The sequence below is a fragment of the Paenibacillus xylanexedens genome (genome assembly GCF_001908275.1).
GTDB lineage: Bacteria > Bacillota > Bacilli > Paenibacillales > Paenibacillaceae > Paenibacillus > Paenibacillus xylanexedens_A.
This window is the reverse complement of the sequence record NZ_CP018620.1, coordinates 4,689,958-4,708,179: the sequence shown is the minus strand read 5'-3', so window position 1 is coordinate 4,708,179 and position 18,222 is coordinate 4,689,958. Positions and strand designations below refer to the sequence as shown.

General features: G+C 46.1%; 17 protein-coding genes and 1 pseudogene. 14 read left to right on the top strand and 4 right to left on the bottom strand.

Annotation, left to right across the window (positions count from 1 at the left end):
* The first annotated feature begins 41 nt into the window (after positions 1 to 41).
* The 6 genes from BS614_RS20595 (at position 42) to BS614_RS20570 (ending at position 5,840) form a co-directional block, all read left to right on the top strand.
* Positions 42 to 1,172, top strand: a complete 1,131-nt coding sequence (locus tag BS614_RS20595; RefSeq protein WP_074095375.1) for an ABC transporter ATP-binding protein — start codon at positions 42 to 44, stop codon at positions 1,170 to 1,172.
* Positions 1,169 to 2,086: an ABC transporter permease gene (locus BS614_RS20590; RefSeq protein ID WP_074095374.1), complete on the top strand. Its 918-nt coding sequence runs from the start codon at positions 1,169 to 1,171 to the stop codon at positions 2,084 to 2,086. Before BS614_RS20595 ends, BS614_RS20590 begins: the two co-directional genes overlap by 4 nt.
* Complete coding sequence (locus BS614_RS20585; protein ID WP_074095373.1) at positions 2,079 to 2,924, top strand: ABC transporter permease; 846 nt, start codon at positions 2,079 to 2,081, stop codon at positions 2,922 to 2,924. Before BS614_RS20590 ends, BS614_RS20585 begins: the two co-directional genes overlap by 8 nt.
* The gene (locus BS614_RS20580; RefSeq protein ID WP_074095372.1) at positions 2,917 to 4,134 is read left to right on the top strand and encodes a M24 family metallopeptidase; all 1,218 of its coding nucleotides are present in this window, start codon (positions 2,917 to 2,919) and stop codon (positions 4,132 to 4,134) included. Before BS614_RS20585 ends, BS614_RS20580 begins: the two co-directional genes overlap by 8 nt.
* Before the next feature lie 82 nt (positions 4,135 to 4,216).
* Positions 4,217 to 5,404 (top strand): MFS transporter, encoded by a 1,188-nt coding sequence (locus BS614_RS20575; protein WP_074095371.1) that lies wholly within the window; start codon positions 4,217 to 4,219, stop codon positions 5,402 to 5,404.
* Positions 5,405 to 5,489: 85 nt separating this feature from the next.
* Positions 5,490 to 5,840 carry a hypothetical protein gene (locus BS614_RS20570; RefSeq protein WP_036613800.1) on the top strand — a complete coding sequence of 117 codons (351 nt, stop codon included), beginning with the start codon at positions 5,490 to 5,492 and terminating at the stop codon, positions 5,838 to 5,840.
* A gap of 320 nt (positions 5,841 to 6,160) precedes the next feature.
* On the opposite strand, the gene BS614_RS20565 is transcribed toward BS614_RS20570, so the two are convergent.
* Entirely contained in the window at positions 6,161 to 6,787 is a 627-nt protein-coding gene (locus tag BS614_RS20565) for an FMN-dependent NADH-azoreductase (RefSeq protein WP_074095370.1), read from the bottom strand.
* Between the two features lie 236 nt (positions 6,788 to 7,023).
* Between BS614_RS20565 and BS614_RS20560 the strand changes: the two genes are divergently transcribed.
* The 6 genes from BS614_RS20560 (at position 7,024) to BS614_RS20535 (ending at position 14,028) form a co-directional block, all read left to right on the top strand.
* Positions 7,024 to 7,962: a DNA-binding transcriptional repressor DeoR gene (locus BS614_RS20560; protein ID WP_036613997.1), complete on the top strand. Its 939-nt coding sequence runs from the start codon at positions 7,024 to 7,026 to the stop codon at positions 7,960 to 7,962.
* A gap of 213 nt (positions 7,963 to 8,175) precedes the next feature.
* Positions 8,176 to 8,826, top strand: coding sequence for a deoxyribose-phosphate aldolase (gene deoC, locus BS614_RS20555; RefSeq protein WP_036613998.1), 651 nt, complete (start codon positions 8,176 to 8,178; stop codon positions 8,824 to 8,826).
* A gap of 239 nt (positions 8,827 to 9,065) precedes the next feature.
* On the top strand, positions 9,066 to 10,253 hold the full coding sequence (locus BS614_RS20550; protein ID WP_074095369.1) for a NupC/NupG family nucleoside CNT transporter: 1,188 nt from the start codon (positions 9,066 to 9,068) through the stop codon (positions 10,251 to 10,253).
* Between the two features lie 29 nt (positions 10,254 to 10,282).
* Positions 10,283 to 11,461, top strand: a complete 1,179-nt coding sequence (gene deoB / locus BS614_RS20545) for a phosphopentomutase (protein ID WP_017688192.1) — start codon at positions 10,283 to 10,285, stop codon at positions 11,459 to 11,461.
* Positions 11,462 to 11,558: 97 nt separating this feature from the next.
* On the top strand, positions 11,559 to 12,266 hold the full coding sequence (deoD, locus tag BS614_RS20540) for a purine-nucleoside phosphorylase (RefSeq protein WP_017688193.1): 708 nt from the start codon (positions 11,559 to 11,561) through the stop codon (positions 12,264 to 12,266).
* 460 nt (positions 12,267 to 12,726) lie between these two features.
* A complete protein-coding gene (locus BS614_RS20535) occupies positions 12,727 to 14,028 on the top strand; it encodes a pyrimidine-nucleoside phosphorylase (protein ID WP_036613808.1) in 1,302 nt (433 codons plus the stop codon).
* A 119-nt stretch (positions 14,029 to 14,147) separates the two neighbouring features.
* Here the strand turns inward: BS614_RS20535 and BS614_RS20530 are convergent, their stop codons facing one another.
* Entirely contained in the window at positions 14,148 to 15,131 is a 984-nt protein-coding gene (locus BS614_RS20530; RefSeq protein ID WP_084174647.1) for a TIGR03943 family putative permease subunit, read from the bottom strand.
* Between the two features lie 82 nt (positions 15,132 to 15,213).
* Positions 15,214 to 16,248 carry a permease gene (locus BS614_RS20525; protein WP_074095368.1) on the bottom strand — a complete coding sequence of 345 codons (1,035 nt, stop codon included), beginning with the start codon at positions 16,246 to 16,248 and terminating at the stop codon, positions 15,214 to 15,216.
* Between the two features lie 129 nt (positions 16,249 to 16,377).
* On the opposite strand from BS614_RS20525, the pseudogene BS614_RS20520 reads away from it, so the two are divergent.
* Positions 16,378 to 16,929, top strand: a pseudogene (locus BS614_RS20520) (CobW family GTP-binding protein); the annotation flags it as partial.
* A 69-nt stretch (positions 16,930 to 16,998) separates the two neighbouring features.
* On the opposite strand, the gene BS614_RS20515 reads toward BS614_RS20520, so the two are convergent.
* Positions 16,999 to 17,856, bottom strand: a complete 858-nt coding sequence (locus BS614_RS20515) for a stalk domain-containing protein (RefSeq protein ID WP_074095366.1) — start codon at positions 17,854 to 17,856, stop codon at positions 16,999 to 17,001.
* 169 nt (positions 17,857 to 18,025) lie between these two features.
* Between BS614_RS20515 and rpmG the strand changes: the two genes are divergently transcribed.
* Complete coding sequence (gene rpmG / locus BS614_RS20510; protein ID WP_036613813.1) at positions 18,026 to 18,175, top strand: 50S ribosomal protein L33; 150 nt, start codon at positions 18,026 to 18,028, stop codon at positions 18,173 to 18,175.
* Positions 18,176 to 18,222 lie beyond the last annotated feature (47 nt).

The following is an 18,222-nucleotide window of genomic DNA, read 5'->3' as shown; positions in this document are numbered from 1 at the left end:
GGTTCTGTTCTGAATCCGGAATGGATGGGAGGGAATCAGAGATGAGCAGCGGACAAGAGACCATATCCATTGAAACAAGGCAAGTCACGAAGACCTATGGTGAACGAGCGGCCGTTGATCAAGTAACATTCAAAGTGAAAAAGGGAGAATTCGTTTCCTTGCTTGGTCCGAGTGGCTGTGGCAAAACAACACTGCTGCGCATGCTTGGCGGACTTGAGCAACCGGATCAGGGCACCATTATGCTGGGAGGTCGGGATGTTACTGGCATCCCGGCTTACGGACGCAATAGCAATATGATTTTTCAGCAGCTTGCGCTGTTCCCTCATATGGATGTATTCAACAACATTGCCTACGGGCTAAAGGTGAAGAAGTTACCAAAAGCCGATATCCAACGGCAGGTAGGTGAAATGCTTGAGCTGGTCCAGCTCGGAGACTATGGCAGGCGTGCTGTATCCGAGCTGTCCGGGGGGCAGGCCCAACGCGTCGCCATTGCTCGCGCACTGATTAACAGACCTGAAGTGCTGCTGCTTGACGAACCTCTCTCTGCATTGGATATGCAGCTGCGTCTCGATATGCAGCGTGAACTGAAACGCATCCAGCGTGAATTCGGCGGAACATTTATCTTTGTAACGCATGATCAGAGCGAAGCCATGAATATGTCTGACCGAATTGGCGTCATGCGCGCCGGAAAACTGTTGCAATACGCAACCCCTGATGAAATCTATGAAAGACCGGCCGATAGCTTCGTGGCCAAGTTTATTGGAGATACCAATCTCTTTGAGACGGAAGTGTTAGGACATGAGGTGAATGGAATTCGGGTAGAATGCTTCGGCAAGCCATTGCTGGTGAAAGTCGGTGATGGCAATGCTGTACCGAAAGCGGGAGCACGACATTCCTTATCGATCCGAAATGAGTATATTCGACTTGGAGAAGATGCAATTCATTGCCTGAACAAGCTGGATGGACAGGTGATTGAAGCGGTGTATGGCGGAGCAAATATTCGATACAGTGTGCAGATTGCTGAAGGTTTTCTGGTTCAGGCCAGTGTGCTGCATCAGCGAGGCGCGTCACGTTATAGTCCAGGTGAGCCAATACAAATTGGCTTTGACCCGGAGGATGCACTCCTGTTATCCGAACCCATTGATGACCGTGTACAGGGAGCAAGAATATGAACCGGATCGCGGAACGGATCGTGAATCTGTATTCCTTTGGAAACCGCACATGGGTAACCCGGTTGCTGCTTCTGTTGCCTGCGCTTGCTCTGATGGGCATCGTGTATCTGGGCGGGTTGCTGATCTTTGGCAGATATAGCTTTGATATGTATGAGAATGGAAAGCTTATTCGGGGCTGGGATTTAGGAGCTTATCGTGCGTTTCTGTCCGACCCTTATTATTGGAAGCTGATTGGCACAACGTTTCGCATTGCCTTCAAGGTTACGCTGTGGAGCCTTCTGCTTGCCTATCCACTGGCGTATTGCATAGCGAGTCTAAAGAAACCTGGCATGAAGCAGATGTTGTTGCTGCTCACGTTTCTCCCGCTACTGGTCAGTGCGGTTGTGCGTTCTTACGGATGGCAGCTGTTGCTGTCCAAACAGGGTTTCATGAACTGGCTGTTCATTCGGCTGGGGCTTACCGAGGAAGGATTCAGCATGATATACAACGAGACAGGTGTTGTCGTGGCCCTTGTCCATATTTTTCTGCCATTTATGGTCTTCCCGATCCTGAATGTGTTGTCCCAAAGTGACGCTTCCTTAAAGGCAGCTGCTCAGGATCTGGGGGCGGGCAGCTGGAGAACATTCCTGACCATTACCCTGCCTTTATCGGCAAGAGGTATTGCAAGCGGGGTACAGATTGTGTTCACGCTATGCCTCACCGCGTTCACCACACCTCAACTGATCGGCGGGGGAAGAGTCATGACACTTCCGGTATTTATATACCAGCGAACCTTGGACACCAACTGGCCGATGGCTGCGGTTGCCAGCCTGTTTTTACTTGTGTCTTCCATTGTTGTTTCGTTGCTTGTGAATAAAGGAGCAGAAACGTTGATGTTCCGTCGTTCCCGTAAGGGAGGTCAGGCGTATGGTTAAGTCGAACAGGGGCACCAAGCTGTTACTCTACATCTTTGTGGGTGCCGTAGCGATTTATTTGCTGCTGCCACTGCTGATGATTATGTTGACATCTGTAGGCTCAGGTTCAGCCAGCAAATTTCCCCCGGAAGGTCTCACCTTGAAGTGGTATGCCAATCTGAGTGAGCAGACCCAGTTTCTCGATGCATTCAAGAACAGCCTTATTGCTTCTACAGGGGCGGTTCTGCTGGCTTTGATTACAGGTACGCTTGCTGCGCTAGCAATCGTGCAATACCCTTTCCCGGGCTCGAGTATCTTAAGGGCATTTTTTGTGTCTCCGATGGTTATGCCAAAAATTACGCTGGGTATTGCATACCTGATTTTATTCTCAAAAATGCATATTGCAGGCGGACTGTTTGCACTTATTTTGGGTGAAGCGGTCATTGTACTTCCATTTGTGCTCACTATTGTGGGCAGTGCGTTAGCCAATCTGCACCCGGCTCATCGGGAAGCTGCCGCGGACCTTGGCGCAGGGCCGATGCGCATTTTTTTCACAATTACGTTGCCACAGCTCCGACTATCCCTGCTTCTGTCAGGGTCAATCGCTTTTGTCTTCACTTTCGATCAGGTCGAGGCTGCACTGCTGTTGCTCCGTCAGGACAGCTACACGTTGCCAATACAACTATTCCTGTATATGGAGAAATGGCAGGACCCAACGATAGCCGTGGTGTCTGTTGTATTGATCGCGTTTGCGCTGGCTCTGTTTATGACGATTAAACTAGTACTGCGCTCTGTACCAGGACTTGAAAGTTTGTTTGGTCGCAGGAAAACAAAAGGAGGTCTGGATCAAAATGAATAATTCACTGCATCTATCCCATAGCTCAGGTCTGAACCGGGACCGGGCGGAAGAAGTGATGAAAACTCAAGGGCTAAGCGCCCTGATCGCAACAACTCCGGAGAATATTCACTATGTCATCGGGTCCCAGCTACGCGCAAGCAACTGGACCATGCAGATTTATGCTGTTTTACCTGCCGACAGATCTGCAAAGCCTTGTATCGTCATTCCAACGAATCGGTTAGGCGTTGTAGCTCAGTTCGGTATTACGGGGGTAGATATATTTGCTTACAGTGATTTCTTCGTGGAAGGTTCAATTGAAGGCAAACCCTCCACTGACGACATTGATCTCTTTTATTCTCTCCTGCAAACGACGGTTATTCATCCAGGTCCTGTTGAAGCACTCAAGGCTGCATTAAAACAGCTTGAGATCGAAGATCAGCCGATTGGCATCGATGAGATGCGGATCGCTCCCGATATTCTGGCTAGAATCAAGGAGGAGGTTCCTGACAGACCGGTAATTCCCGCATATAAGTTGTTCCGAGAAATCCGTCTGGTCAAGACACCTTTCGAAATCGAGCAACTTCGTCAGGCTGCCCAATTAAATGAACGGATTGAGCAGGAACTAATTGACCTGATTGCAGCAGGTGTTCATGAGAAGCAACTTGCCGATCATTATCGTCTGGCTGTGATGAGAGCGGGTGGAACTCCGGCAATGACAGCGGTAGGGGCAGGGCCACGTAGTGCGCTACCACTCATCGAAAATTATTTTCATATGATTGAGGTTGGAGATCAGGTCCGTTTCGATCTTTGCCTGCAACTGGAAGGATACTGGGGAGATACGGGCCGTACGGTTGTTGCAGGGGAGCCTACCGCTTGGATGAAAAAACATTTTGCTGCGGTCAAAAGTGGATGGGAGACGGCACTTGAAACGGTGCGCCCTGGCGTCAAGGCGTCGGAAGTATTCCATGCGGCAGTATCTCGCGTACAGCGTGAAGGGATTCCACATTACCGACGTCAGCATGTCGGACATGCCATCGGGTTGGAACTGTACGACGATATAACCCTCTCCCCTGGGGACCAGCGGATACTGGAGCCCGGTATGGTGTTATGTGTTGAGGTACCATATTACGAGCTAGGTGCTGGTGGATTCCAAATCGAAGATACAATTGTTGTAACGCCAGATGGTTATGAGTTTTTAACCCATATGGAGCGGAAATTGTTCACTAAATAACGATAGATGGAAGGCTTCGCTGACCGGCGATCAGACCACAGTCGATCCAAGAAGCTTTCTTACTGGGAAAGTTGGAACATCCATGATTCAGCAGGGAACTAAGACGTTTCGTAACATTAGCCTTGCACTGTTCGCCGGAGGTTTTGTCACTTTTGCTTTGCTCTACAGCCTCCAGCCCCTGATGCCTGAGATTAGCAACGCATTCTCCATTACGCCGGCACACGCCAGTCTTACGTTATCCGTTACAACGATCGCCATGGCACTGACGATGCTGTTCATCGGGTCCTTGTCTGATTCTGTGGGCCGACGCTTTATAATGACAGCTGCACTGGTGATATCTTCTGTTATTGCTTTGCTCAGCGCATTCAGCCCGGGATATACGGAGCTTCTTCTGCTTCGTATTCTCCAGGGTGTGGCACTCGCGGGGTTGCCAGCGATAGCCATGACATATCTGTCAGAAGAAATTGAACCTAGAAGTCTTGGTTATGCTATGGGCCTATATATCAGCGGCAATTCGATAGGAGGTATGGTCGGCCGTTTTATCAGCGGTGTGGTGACAGATTGGTTCAGTTGGCGCGCTGCTGTGGGTTTCATTGGTATTCTTGGACTGAGTGCAGCCGTTATTTTTTGGCTTGTCATCCCGCCATCCCGTCATTTTGTCAAAGCTGCCCCTGGATTCAAAAATCCAATACCTCTTTTGTGGTCACAATGTCGCAATCCAAGGCTGTTATGCCTGTATGGACTCGGTTTTCTCCTGATGGGGGGATTCGTGACCCTTTTCAACTATATCGGTTTTGAATTAACGGGTGAACCTTATCATCTGAGTCAGTCTATCGTTGGAAGTCTTTTTGTGGTATATCTGATGGGCACGGTTAGCAGCACCTGGATGGGCAGGCTGGCAGATCGGTACGGCAGGTCACATGTGCTTGGAATCGCGCTGGGAATTATTCTGGCTGGTGCATTCTGTACCGTTCATCCAGCGCTTTGGGTCAAAATTATCGGACTCGCCCTGTTTGCCTTTGGTTTCTTTGGCGGTCATTCCATCGCAAGCAGCTGGGTTGGACTCGTGGCTAATCAGCACAAATCCCAGGCCAATGCGTTGTATTTATTTTTCTACTATCTTGGTTCAAGCGTAAGTGGAACAGGAGGTGGACTGCTTTACAGTCATCTTGGATGGACAGGCATTGTGGGGATGATCGGTGTGTATGTTTTGATCGGTTTTGTCTTATGTAATTTGCTTGTTCACAGGTTGAAGGGACAGGCTACATAAATCAACTTTTTCCGACAGCTATTGCATATCCTGAAATACCGAGTATAATACTTGGTAAATAGACGAAAAGGGGATGCAATAAACGATGAAAACACATGCTGAATTGAACTCACTTCTTGTTGACGATTATCTGGATCTCCTGAACATTGCGAAACAGCTAGGTGATGACGAATGGAAAGATGCTATTCTGCAAGCATTGAAGGAAGAAGTCGATGCGAATCATCATCTGGATTCCAAAGAGGTAAGACAGGATTTATGGATTCAATTTGAAGGCATTAATGAACAAATGCATGATCTGTTAATGCAATTGAAGCATGCCGACAGTCCTGAGGAGAAAGAGCAGATTATTGAAATGATCTGGGGATTGAAAGTAGACCGTCATGCGATCACACGTAAACTTGAAACCATGAGCCGTGCCAGTGCTGGACATCAATAAGCTCTAGGTTAATTATACATTGAAAACCCGCGTGTTTCCTGGGATTATCCCCTAGGTCGCACGCGGGTTTTATTTTTGCTTTAATTGTTTACTACACTTTAAGTGAGTGTTCAAAAAGGTCGGTTTTCAGTACCGAGAAGATGGGATGAAGCTAGAAATGGAGTAGCGAAGCGTAGGGAAACTACGTGAGCAACTACAATGTTTCCAAAGGAAACATACTTCGTAAGCCTCCCGCTTATTTCGGGTGAATTCCATATTCGATGCTGATGATGCCACTAGGCATAATTCGTAATCAAAAGCGGACTTTTTGAACTACCTTTCTAAAACTGTTTTGCGAAAGTGCGTGCTTGCTCTATAGCTTGTTGCTTAATCTCATCCGCACGATCTTTATATTGATTGTGCCCCTCAACAAAAATGCCATCAAGCTTCGGCACACCGAGGAATGACATGATAATGCTTAAGTAACGATGACCGGATTCCATTTGAGCCGCTGGGCCTTCGGAATAAATGCCACCGCGAGCCTGAATATGCAACGCTTTTTTGTCAGACAACAGTCCAACAGGACCTTGTTCGGTATAACGAAATGTTTTGCCAGCTACGCAGATCGAGTCCACATAAGCCTTCAGAATAGGAGGGAACGAGAAGTTCCACATCGGGGTTACAAAAACATATTTATCTGCTGCGGCAAATTGATCCGACAGTTCATTCAAACGGCTTACTTTGGTCTGCTCTTCGGCAGTCAGATCACTACCCGATTGCAGTTTGCCCCAACCACTGAAGACATCCGCATCGATATGCGGAATATCCGAACGATATAGATCGAGGTGAACGACCTCATCAGAAGGGTGACTTTCACGATACGCATCAATAAACGCTTTGCCTGTAGCCATGCTGAAGGAGGTTTCATGATCATGAGGATGGGCAGTAATATACAATAAGGTAGACATGTAGTTCTTCCTCTCTGTGCGATTAATGGGGTGAAGCGATCTTGGCAATGATGAAGCGACCGCAGTAGTATGCATCGTTTCCCCAGTTTTATACGTCAGAAAGGGATATGAATGGATCGATCATGATACTGAATTGGATGCTATATGGTGACCGGATACTCAATCCATGTATAATATACAGGACGAGCATTTATTTTCCAAAGACAATAGGATGAGTGAGATGAGCGCACATGGGAATGGACCTGGAGAAGCAACGATTAAGCATTGAAGCAGCGAAATTGTATTATCAGTCCGATTATAGCCAGCAGGATATTGCCGCAAGGTTGGGCGTGTCGCGTCCAACCGTATCAAGGTTACTTCAGTACGCCAAAGATCGTGGATATGTCCGGATTGAAATTATGGACCCGCTGGAGGATATCGACATCATTGCCGGAGAACTTAAGTCAAAATATGATCTGGATACGGCACTTGTGTGTTTTACCCCGTTGAAGAGTGATGAGGAAATACAGAAGCATATCAGCAAAAGAGCAGCAGACTACCTTCAAGAGACGGTTCAGGATGCAGATATTATCGGGGTGACTTGGGGAACAACCATGCATGCTGTAGCACGCCAGCTTCGTCCTAAGCAGGTTAAAGGTGTCGAAGTCGTGCAATTGAAAGGGGGCGTAAGCCACTCCCATGTCAATACGTATGCCGCTGAGATTGTTCATTTGTTCGCTGAGGCATTCCATACGGTACCAAGGTATCTGCCGCTGCCTGTTATTTTCGACAACATTGAAGTAAAAAACATGGTTGAAGCGGATCGACATATCGGCAGAATCGTGGAACTTGGCAGACAGGCCAACATTGCTTTGTTTACCGTGGGTACTGTGAAGGAAGATGCATTATTGTTCAGGCTCGGTTACTTCAATGAAGAAGAGCAACAATTGCTGATGAACTCCGGTGCAGGTGACATTTGTTCACGCTTTTTCGACGCGGAAGGTCAGTTGATCAGTGAAGAGATTAACAGCAGAACCGTTGGAATTGATCTAGCCGAGTTGAGAAATAAGGAAAAATCAATCCTTGTCGCCGGAGGACAACGCAAAATTGAAGCCATTCACGCCGCCCTCAAAGGTCATTACGCAAATATTCTGGTCACGGATCAGTATACAGCGCAGGCATTACTTCGATTTTAATTTCAAATGGATATGGATGACAACATCTGCCACGCAAAAAGGGCGGATGTTTTGCTTTTTTAGGAAGAAAATATAACGAAGAAGAAATGTAAGTGTAACTGTGAACAAAAGTTCAAGTTGATTTTTACATATGTTCATGTTAGTGTAAGGGTATAGAAATTAACTAGTTCAGATAAGGGAGAGATTCAATTGACTACACCACAATTAGCGAAAATGATCGACCATACGTTGCTTCGTGCGGACGCAACGCAAAGTGAAATGGCCAAGTTAACCGAAGAAGCGAAGCAATACCAGTTTGCTTCCGTATGTGTTAATCCAGGCTGGGTTGCTTATGCTGCTGAGCAGTTGCAGGGTACTGGCGTAGATATCTGCACCGTTATTGGTTTCCCTCTGGGAGCATCTACATCGGAGACAAAAGCTTTCGAAACGAAAGATGCGATTGCTAAAGGTGCAACTGAAGTCGATACGGTCATCAACATCAGTGCTTTGAAAGATGGCAAAGATGATTACGTTGAACAAGATATTCGTGTTGTCGTTGAAGCGGCTGCGGGTAAAGCTTTGGTGAAAGTTATTATTGAAGCTTGTCTGTTGACGGATGAAGAGAAAGTACGTGCTTGTCAGGCAGCTGTGCGAGCTGGAGCTGATTTTGTAAAAACTTCTACAGGTTTCTCCACAGGTGGAGCAACGCCAGAAGATATCGCTTTGATGCGTCGTACTGTAGGTCCTGATGTTGGCGTTAAAGCTTCCGGTGGCGTACGTAGCCTGGAAGATATGCAAAAAATGATCGAAGCGGGTGCAACTCGTATCGGTGCAAGTTCTGGCGTGAAGATCATGCAGGGTGGTCAGTCTACATCTTCATATTAATTCGTTGGAATCTGACTCGTTAGATAACATCTAGGCTTTGCCTCACGGGATTGAACTTGTTCTTCATGTTAATTATTAATATGGAGAACAAGATTTATTTTTTCAGCCTGAAAATTGATATAAAACGAATTTGTTGTAAGCGCTTTACTCGTTTTCTGAAAGGTTTATTTCATTACACGCATGAAAAACCTTTGAGCTGATTTCACATCCGGCTTAACTACCTTCAAAGGAGAGATCAAATGAAATTTCTAATTGCCATTATCGGCTTACTCGTTGTTTTTGGACTGGCTTATCTCGCAAGCAACGGCAAAAAGCAGATTCGTTACCGGCCGCTGGCTATCATGATTGTTTTGCAAGTTATACTAGCTTATGCTCTGTTGAATACAGGAGTGGGTACTTTTTTAATTGGCGGTTTCGCGACCGTATTTAAAAGTTTACTCGACTATGCGAATGAAGGTATCGCATTTGTATTTGGGGGTTTAACTACCGTAGGTGCAGAGAGCGGGGGGGCGCCGTTCTTCCTCAGCGTATTGATGCCGATTGTTGTCATCTCGGCACTCATTGGGATATTGCAGTATATCCGAATCTTGCCTTTTGTTATAAAATATATTGGTCTGGTATTAAGCAAAATCAACGGAATGGGCAGACTGGAATCATATAACGCGGTTGCTTCGGCTGTATTGGGGCAATCTGAAGTGTTCATTTCTGTGAAAAAACAAATTGGGTTGTTGCCAAAACATCGGCTGTACACCTTGTGTGCTTCGGCGATGTCCACGGTATCGATGTCGATTGTTGGTGCTTATATGACCATGATCGAGCCGAAATATGTGGTTACAGCTCTTGTACTGAACCTGTTTGGCGGTTTTATCATTGCTTCTATTGTGAATCCTTATGAGGTTACAGAGGAAGAAGATATATTGGAAGTACAGGAAGAGGAGAAACAGTCCTTCTTCGAAATGCTCGGCGAATACATCCTGGATGGATTCAAAGTTGCTATCATCGTAGCTGCGATGTTAATCGGTTTTGTTGCCTTGATCGCACTTGTTAACGGAATTTTCAGCGCGGTGCTTGGCATTTCGTTCCAGGAGCTACTTGGTTATGTGTTTGCACCATTTGCCTTCATCATGGGTGTTCCATGGAAAGAAGCGATTCAGGCAGGAAGTATTATGGCAACCAAAATGGTATCCAACGAATTCGTAGCTATGCTTAATTTGAAGGAGACAGCAATGTCTGCCAGAACAACGGGTATCGTATCTGTCTTCCTCGTGTCGTTCGCCAACTTCTCCTCCATCGGTATCATTGCTGGTGCGGTGAAGGGACTCCATGAGAAGCAAGGTAATGTGGTCGCCCGCTTCGGTCTGAAACTGCTTTACGGTGCTTCGCTTGTCAGCGTGCTGTCAGCGATCATTACTGGACTGTTCTTGTAAACCGGATTATTGGAAGGAGTGCTTAGGTTATGTCAACATTCAAAAGAGTACATCTGATCGTTATGGATTCTGTAGGGATCGGCGAAGCGCCGGATGCAGCAGAATTTGATGATTTTGATGTAGATACCTTTGGTCACATTGCACGTGAACGCGGAGGTCTGAAAATGCCTCACATGGCCAGTCTCGGACTGTCCAACATCAAAGAAATTGAGGGTGTCCCTGTAGCGGATGCACCTAAAGCGTATTACACCAAGATGCAGGAAGCATCCAGAGGCAAAGACACAATGACAGGTCACTGGGAGCTGATGGGTCTTTACATTGATACACCTTTCCGTGTGTTCGAGAATGGTTTTCCCGATGAGTTGATTCAGCGCATTGAAGAGAAAACGGGCCGCAAAGTAATTGGTAACAAACCGGCCAGCGGCACGGAAATTCTGGATGAGCTGGGTGCAGAGCATGTTGAAACTGGCGCGCTCATCGTTTATACATCCGCCGATTCGGTTCTGCAAATTGCAGCACATGAGGACGTTGTTCCACTGAAAGAACTGTATGAGATCTGTGAGTTCTGTCGTGAAATTACACTTGAAGATCCATATATGCTCGGCCGCATTATTGCACGTCCATTTGTAGGTGAAGCGGGTAACTGGAAACGTACTGCGAATCGTCATGACTATGCGCTCAAACCTTTTGGTCGTACTGTTATGAATGAACTGCAAGATGGCGGATTTGATGTGATTGCTTTGGGTAAAATCGCAGATATCTATGATGGCGAAGGTGTAACAAAGGCTGTTCGTACCGTCTCTAACATGGATGGCATGGACAAGTTGTCTGAAACAATGGATGAAGAGTTCACTGGACTCAGCTTCCTGAACCTGGTTGATTTTGATGCCCTGTACGGTCACCGTCGTGATCCGCAAGGTTATGCTCAGGCGCTTGAGGACTATGATGCACGGCTGCCAGAGATTTTTGCCAAAATGACCAATGATGATCTGCTGCTGATCACAGCTGACCATGGTAACGATCCAACATACCGCGGTACAGACCATACACGTGAATATGTACCACTGCTTGCCTATTCTCCGCGCTTCAGCGAGGGCAAAAAGCTTGATCTGCGCAGCACATTTGCTGACCTTGGCGCAACCGTAGCAGAGAACTTTGGAGTGAAAATGCCGGAATACGGCACCAGCTTCCTGAAGGATTTGAAATAAGTTTTTCAAAAACTGGATAGGGGAGGTCGGAGTAGCTTAAGCTGCTCCGGTCCTGCCATCATAATAGACTAATTGTATAACTGGAGGAGATTCATTCATGAGTACACATATTGGAGCAAAACCCGGAGATATCGCAGAAACGATCCTTTTGCCAGGTGACCCTTTGCGCGCGAAATATATCGCAGATACGTACCTTGAAGATGTTGTATGTTACAACGAAGTTCGTGGAATGCTCGGTTACACAGGTACATATCAAGGACACCGGATTTCGGTGCAAGGTTCAGGGATGGGTATACCGTCCTTTGCAATCTATGCTAACGAATTGATCAGCGAATATGGCGTGAAAAACCTGATTCGTGTGGGTACTTGTGGCGGTATGCAGGAGCATGTACGTGTACGTGACGTCATTCTTGCACAAGCAGCATGTACAGATTCCAGCATGAACAAACACGTATTTGGTGGATATGACTTCTCACCAATCGCTACGTTCTCCCTGCTGAAAGAAGCATATGACCGTGCAACAGCTAAAGGTATGAAAATTCACGTAGGTAACGTATTCAGCTCCGATTCTTTCTACCGTGATGACCGTTCCGTAACCGAGAAGTTGATGAAACACGGCGTACTCGGCGTAGAGATGGAAACAACAGCATTGTACACTATTGCTGCCAAGTTTGGTGTTAACGCACTGACCATCCTGACGGTAAGTGACCACTTGCTGACAGGCGAAGAAACATCTGCCGAAGAACGTCAAAAAACGTTCAACGACATGATGGTAGTTGCCCTGGACACAGCAATCACACTGTAATTGTTGCATTTTATATTCATAATCATTTGATTTTAATTGAAACTTTTGTTTTAAGCACAGAGTGAAGGACCCGGAATCGATTCTGAAGAAGCGTTAGCGTTCGCCTTTGTCTCCGAGTTTTCCCATTGCAAAATGGATCAAAAAAAACTTGGAGACAACAGCGATCAAAAGAACGATCCGGGGCCGAAACGGTTGCTGCACAAAGTGTTTTGTAGGATGACAACAAGATTATATTCATAATCAATTGATGTGGATCGAAACTTTTGTTTTAAGCACGGAGTGAAGGACCCGGAATCGATTCTGAAGAAGCGTTAGCGTTCGCCTTTGTCTCCGAGTTTTCCCCATTGCAAAATGGATCAAAAAAACTTGGAGACAACAGCGATCGGAGGAACGATCCGGAGCCGGAACGGTCCCAGTACAAAGTGTTCTATACAAATCATTTACCCGAGGAGAGATCATCATGAGAATGGTAGACATTATTGCTAAGAAACGCGACGGAAAAGAACTAACAACAGCTGAGATTGATTTTGTTGTTCAAGGATACACACAAGGAGAAATCCCTGACTATCAAGTCAGCGCATGGGCGATGGCGGTATTCTTCAAAGATATGACAGACAAGGAACGTGCCGATCTGACGATGTCGATGGTAAATTCCGGTGAAACGATTGACCTGTCCGCTATCGAAGGCATCAAAGTAGACAAGCACTCCACGGGAGGAGTGGGCGATACAACAACACTGGTACTGGCTCCGCTTGTTGCTGCGCTGGATGTACCTGTTGCCAAAATGTCCGGACGTGGACTTGGTCACACGGGTGGTACAACAGACAAGCTGGAATCCGTTGCTGGTTTCCACGTAGAGCTTGAAAAAGAAGAATTCATTCGTCTCGTAAACGAACATAAGGTTGCAGTAATTGGACAAAGTGGTAACCTTACGCCTGCAGACAAAAAGCTCTATGCACTGCGTGACGTAACAGCTACCGTTAACTCCATTCCACTGATCGCCAGCTCCATCATGAGCAAGAAAATTGCAGCAGGTGCAGATGCAATCGTGTTGGATGTTAAAACGGGTGCTGGTGCATTCATGAAAACAACGGAAGATGCTAAAGAATTGGCACATGCCATGGTAAGCATCGGTAACAATGTTGGACGTAAAACGATGGCTGTTATCTCCGATATGTCCCAACCACTGGGTCTGGCGATTGGTAACGCACTTGAAGTGAAAGAAGCCATCCTCACCCTGCAAGGTAAAGGTCCAAAAGATCTGGAAGAACTGTGTCTGGCACTTGGACGTCAGATGGTATTCCTTGCTGGCAAGGCAGATTCCTTGGAGCACGCTGAGGAGAAATTGAAAGAAGTGATCCAGAACGGTAAAGCACTGGAGAAATTCAAAGATTTCTTGGCAAACCAAGGCGGAGACGCTTCGGTTGTGGATCATCCAGATCGTTTGCCACAAGCACAATATCTGGTTGAAGTCCCAGCAGACAAAGACGGCTATGTTGCCGGAATCGTCGCTGACGAAATCGGAACTGCAGCAATGCTGCTCGGCGCAGGACGTGCAACAAAAGAGTCCGAGATCGATCTCGCTGTTGGTCTGATGCTGAACAAAAAAGTGGGTGACCCAGTCAAAGCTGGTGAGTCCCTAGTAACGATCCATGCCAATCGTGAAGACGTAGCAGACGTTATCGCGAAGATCAAAGAAAACATTACAATTGCGGATCATGCCGATGCTCCTGTATTGGTTCATGATATCGTAACGGAATAATACAATCAGAGAAGACGAGATGTAATCTCATGTCTGACTGAACATGAAAGCCCCGAAGCGATGTAATCCACCGCTTTGGGGCTTTTGGTCGTTGAGGTGCAAGTTGTTACTGCGAGCAACTACGGGCTCTTTATTTTCTCATACGCCATCACCGAGTCCGCATTGGTATAAATATAAGGCGTGGATGGCTCAGCCACAGGTGTCACCTTTGTTGCCCGAATTTCAATCATATCCTTACCATTCACCTGTGCTGAGCCGATGCTGCCATCAATTTGCACCCAGCTGTCTGTAGGGAAGCTATCCGCTTCGTGGATGTGAATCATCACGCCAAAGGGAGCCGCATCCGCGGGGCAACACATGACGAGAAATCGTCCCAGTGCAAAATGTGATTCATGATCCATGCTTTTGTCCCGATAAACGAACCCGGTTAAGGAGATATCTTTGCCTGCAAATTGTCGCTGGAACATATCAATCGTGCCGAGGGTTTCAGAGAAAATTTCAGGATAGACTCGAATGACCTGTTCTGCATACAACTTCTCCGCCAGTTCAGCGAATTCGCGGCTATACTCGTCTGGGGGAATGAATTGTACTTTGGTATCCGCAGCAGCCTGAACAGCTGTTGGTTGTTGTGTGAAATCTTGTACTTTCAATTGCGTTGCTGGATCAGGTAAAGGCTCTTTTCGACGAATCTCGGGAGGGGCATAGGTGAGAGACATGCCTTTCTGACTGGCCATGGAGCTACCGAGAGCCCGATCAGGTAACAGAAATCCCAGCAACAAGGGTATGGCAATCAGACCATATACCAACGAGCTGCGTAGGAACCCGGAAGGTGGTGGATGCTCACAGTCGCAATGAACCTCGTTTCTACCGAACAGTCCATGCCAAGCCATGATAACGGCAATAAACAATAAGGGAACAGGACAGCATAATAGCAGTTTTTGCATGGTAGGAGCCAAATAATAATGAAGCGAGTCACTTGAATTCAAGTGAATAATGTATACCGCAAGGCCTCCTATCCAGACCGCACGAATCAAGTTATGCCATTGGATGACGTGTGACCTTGGAACAGGAGGTTTGTTCATTGTATAGATAGCGTGGTTCATAACATCACCTCATTTCTATTCATCGTCAGGATGAAAGTTCATGGGATTAACCATTCAGGCCATGAAGTATGTTGCTCAACCTTTATACCAGTAGATTAATCAACCACGAGCCGGCAAAAACGAGCGTAATAATCGCTAGACTTAGACCAATAACAAATCGGGTACGGAAGGTGGAGAGCAGCATCAGGGTGCTTTTGAAATCCAGCATTGGACCAAGCACAAGGAAGGATACCAGCGGCCCCAGTGCAAACGTATGTGAGAACGCAGAAGCCACAAAAGCATCAGAAGTGGAGCAGAGAGACAATACATAAGCAAATCCCATCATGAACACATAGGAGGCAACAGGACCATTACCAAGAGAGATCAGATCGCTGCGGCTAATGAATGTTTGGATGCAGGCTGTAATCAAGGCACCGATCACCAAATATTTGCTCATATCGACAAATTCGTCTCCGGCATGAATGAAGAAGCTGCGCCAGTTTTTTACATGGTTATGATCATGTGCATTTGCGTGTGCGTGAGGTTGCGCCATTTTAAACCCGGGATGTGTTTTGACCTCTGTCACTGCGACTTTTGGCATCCGAAGAGGATTTCGACGAACAAACACATACACAAGCATGCCTATGGAAGCCGCTACAGCAAAGGCCAGTCCCATGCGGGCAATGGTAATCTCAGGATGGGAGGGAAAGGCGAGCAAAGTTGCGGTAAATACGATGGGATTGACTACGGGACCACTCAGGATGAACGTCACAGCGATATAGGCTGGCATGCCTTTGTGCATCAACCTTCTCACTACGGGGATCATGCCACATTCACAAATGGGAAAAATAATACCGAGCAGTCCTGCGACCAGCACACCACCGATCGGATTTTTGGGCGTGAGTTTGCGGACCATTTCTTCGGATACGAACCACTGCATGAGCGAAGATAATAGTACACCCATGAGCAGAAAAGGTGCGGCTTCAAGGAAAATACCTATGAATACGGTTTTCATATTTTGCAAAGCTTCACTGTTCCATGCTTCTTTCAGGTCTGGAGCCATTGTGATCAACACGGGAACAAGAAATGCACAAGGGACCAGGAAGGACAGGAGCTTCAGATTGGCTGCCATTTTCATGAAACAGACCTCCACAACTAGGACTTTGCTAAAATATATGCTTGTACGTGAGGCAACATACATCATTCCTATGTTCTAATCAACATTTTTACGATTAATCAAGATTCTTCATCATATTAGAGTTGACATCGCACGACACATGGGCAGATTGATCCGAGAGAGATATTGAATACGGGACGTTTTGATTTTGAAAAAGCAAGCCAGTCCGCGGGTTGGATCCGCGAATTAATGAAAGAGGAACATACTCCGGAGACTGAAGAATATGGAATTCATTCATTTGTCTATCATCGTAAACGTCCATTCCACCCGGAACGGTTGCTGCGTTGGATTGCGAATTGGCCAGATAACATCGTGCGATCCAAAGGCCTGATGTGGCTGGCGACAAGAAACCATATGGCAATCTCTTTCAGTCATGCAGGTACTTCGAAGCAGCTTGCGCCAGCAGGAATATGGGTAGGTGCGATGAGTGAGGAGGAAAGGCAACTTCATTTTGGCGACAAGCTGCCAAGCATACCGGACTGGGATGATGAGTGGGATGACTGGGTAACCAAATTAGTATTCATCGGCATTGACATGGACCGGGCGGAGATTGAACGTACACTGGATGAGACCCTTCTTACGGAGGAGGAGATGTTGATGAACTGGCGTGAACTGAAAGATCCTTTTCCAGCGTGGAGTTGAAGTGAAAAGAAAAGATCTTCAAGTGCAATAGTGCCCCTGAAGATCAATGATTATATTGCATTAAGGACTTTAGCTAAAGTACAAATCGCCAAGATAAAAATCACCGTTGCCACTTTTTTGCGGACTAAACACAAAGGTAAGGTACACTCCATAGGAACCCGTCCATCCTTGTGGATAATAAATGGCTTTGTAACTGTGTCTTGTTTTGGTTTTATCATTCATTGCAATCACTTTAACATCAGCTGATTTCACATTAATCAACTGATCTGCATATTTAGTCAGCGTTTTTTTATCATTTGCTGCAATGATACCTTTGACTGTAGTCTTAAATTTATCTTTCTGGGATTGCTTACCCAGATCAAAAATGTCGATCTCGGGATTTTCAATAACTTTAGCATCTATGTATTTATCAAATTCACTAGTGCTACCTGTTTTAAGTGCTTTACCATACATTTTGATCAATGTTAAAGATTCTTTCTGCAATTTGACTATCATCTGAGCGTCAGTTCCAGTCATCTTGATTGAGCCAGAAGTGCTTGAGTTACTTGAACTACTTGGTTTACTTGAATCTTCAGAACCTTTGGTACCTGTACTGCTGTTATTACTACTCGAACTGCTTGACTTACCGCTACCTGAATTAGTGATACTTACAACTTTGTTGCTAACATTCAGAGATACGTTGGCTCCGAGTGCTTCTGCTGTGGTACTTACAGGCAAGTATACATCACCGTCATATACCAGTGCATTCAGTTTGTCTCCAGCTTCATTCTTGGGTGTCCAAGACAAACCGTTTACTTTAAAGCTAATGTTGCTGTCGAGTGCTGCTTCAATATCTTGAATTCCGTTTGAAGCTGCTACACCCAGGGCACCGAAAGCCAAACTGCATGCTACCAATGACCCAATAAAAGTTGATTTTTTGATCTTCATCTAGTTCCTCCGTAGGTAAAGTATAATGATACCAAAGAAGTATATCATATGAAATTATATTGTGCATACAAAATTTTACTGTAACAGATATGGAGTTGACAAAAGAAAAGCTATAAACTAATATCATTAAATAGTAATAATTACGATTAAATAAGAGGAGGCAACCACCATGAGAGTCATTGTAACTTTAGCCTGCACCGAGTGCGGGGACCGCAACTATACAACAACCAAGAACAAACGTAACCATCCAGAGAGACTTGAGATGAAGAAGTACTCCCCACGTTTGAAGAAAATGACGATCCATCGAGAAACCAGATAAAATTTTTTGTTGTTTTTAAATCGTAATATTTACGAAAAGAGGGGAAG

Excerpts from the sequence above, each read along its gene's own strand:
- BS614_RS20570 (WP_036613800.1), top strand. The coding sequence starts at position 5,490 with ATGAAAACACATGCTGAATTGAACTCACTTCTTGTTGACGATTATCTG.
- BS614_RS20565 (WP_074095370.1), bottom strand. The coding sequence starts at position 6,787 with ATGTCTACCTTATTGTATATTACTGCCCATCCTCATGATCATGAAACC.
- deoB (WP_017688192.1), top strand. The coding sequence starts at position 10,283 with ATGTCAACATTCAAAAGAGTACATCTGATCGTTATGGATTCTGTAGGG.
- BS614_RS20550 (WP_074095369.1), top strand. The coding sequence starts at position 9,066 with ATGAAATTTCTAATTGCCATTATCGGCTTACTCGTTGTTTTTGGACTG.
- BS614_RS20560 (WP_036613997.1), top strand. The coding sequence starts at position 7,024 with ATGGACCTGGAGAAGCAACGATTAAGCATTGAAGCAGCGAAATTGTAT.
- deoC (WP_036613998.1), top strand. The coding sequence starts at position 8,176 with ATGATCGACCATACGTTGCTTCGTGCGGACGCAACGCAAAGTGAAATG.
- rpmG (WP_036613813.1), top strand. The coding sequence starts at position 18,026 with ATGAGAGTCATTGTAACTTTAGCCTGCACCGAGTGCGGGGACCGCAAC.
- BS614_RS20525 (WP_074095368.1), bottom strand. The coding sequence starts at position 16,248 with ATGAAAATGGCAGCCAATCTGAAGCTCCTGTCCTTCCTGGTCCCTTGT.
- BS614_RS20590 (WP_074095374.1), top strand. The coding sequence starts at position 1,169 with ATGAACCGGATCGCGGAACGGATCGTGAATCTGTATTCCTTTGGAAAC.
- BS614_RS20580 (WP_074095372.1), top strand. The coding sequence starts at position 2,917 with ATGAATAATTCACTGCATCTATCCCATAGCTCAGGTCTGAACCGGGAC.
- BS614_RS20515 (WP_074095366.1), bottom strand. The coding sequence starts at position 17,856 with ATGAAGATCAAAAAATCAACTTTTATTGGGTCATTGGTAGCATGCAGT.
- BS614_RS20575 (WP_074095371.1), top strand. The coding sequence starts at position 4,217 with ATGATTCAGCAGGGAACTAAGACGTTTCGTAACATTAGCCTTGCACTG.
- BS614_RS20535 (WP_036613808.1), top strand. The coding sequence starts at position 12,727 with ATGAGAATGGTAGACATTATTGCTAAGAAACGCGACGGAAAAGAACTA.
- BS614_RS20530 (WP_084174647.1), bottom strand. The coding sequence starts at position 15,131 with ATGAACCACGCTATCTATACAATGAACAAACCTCCTGTTCCAAGGTCA.
- BS614_RS20595 (WP_074095375.1), top strand. The coding sequence starts at position 42 with ATGAGCAGCGGACAAGAGACCATATCCATTGAAACAAGGCAAGTCACG.
- deoD (WP_017688193.1), top strand. The coding sequence starts at position 11,559 with ATGAGTACACATATTGGAGCAAAACCCGGAGATATCGCAGAAACGATC.
- BS614_RS20585 (WP_074095373.1), top strand. The coding sequence starts at position 2,079 with ATGGTTAAGTCGAACAGGGGCACCAAGCTGTTACTCTACATCTTTGTG.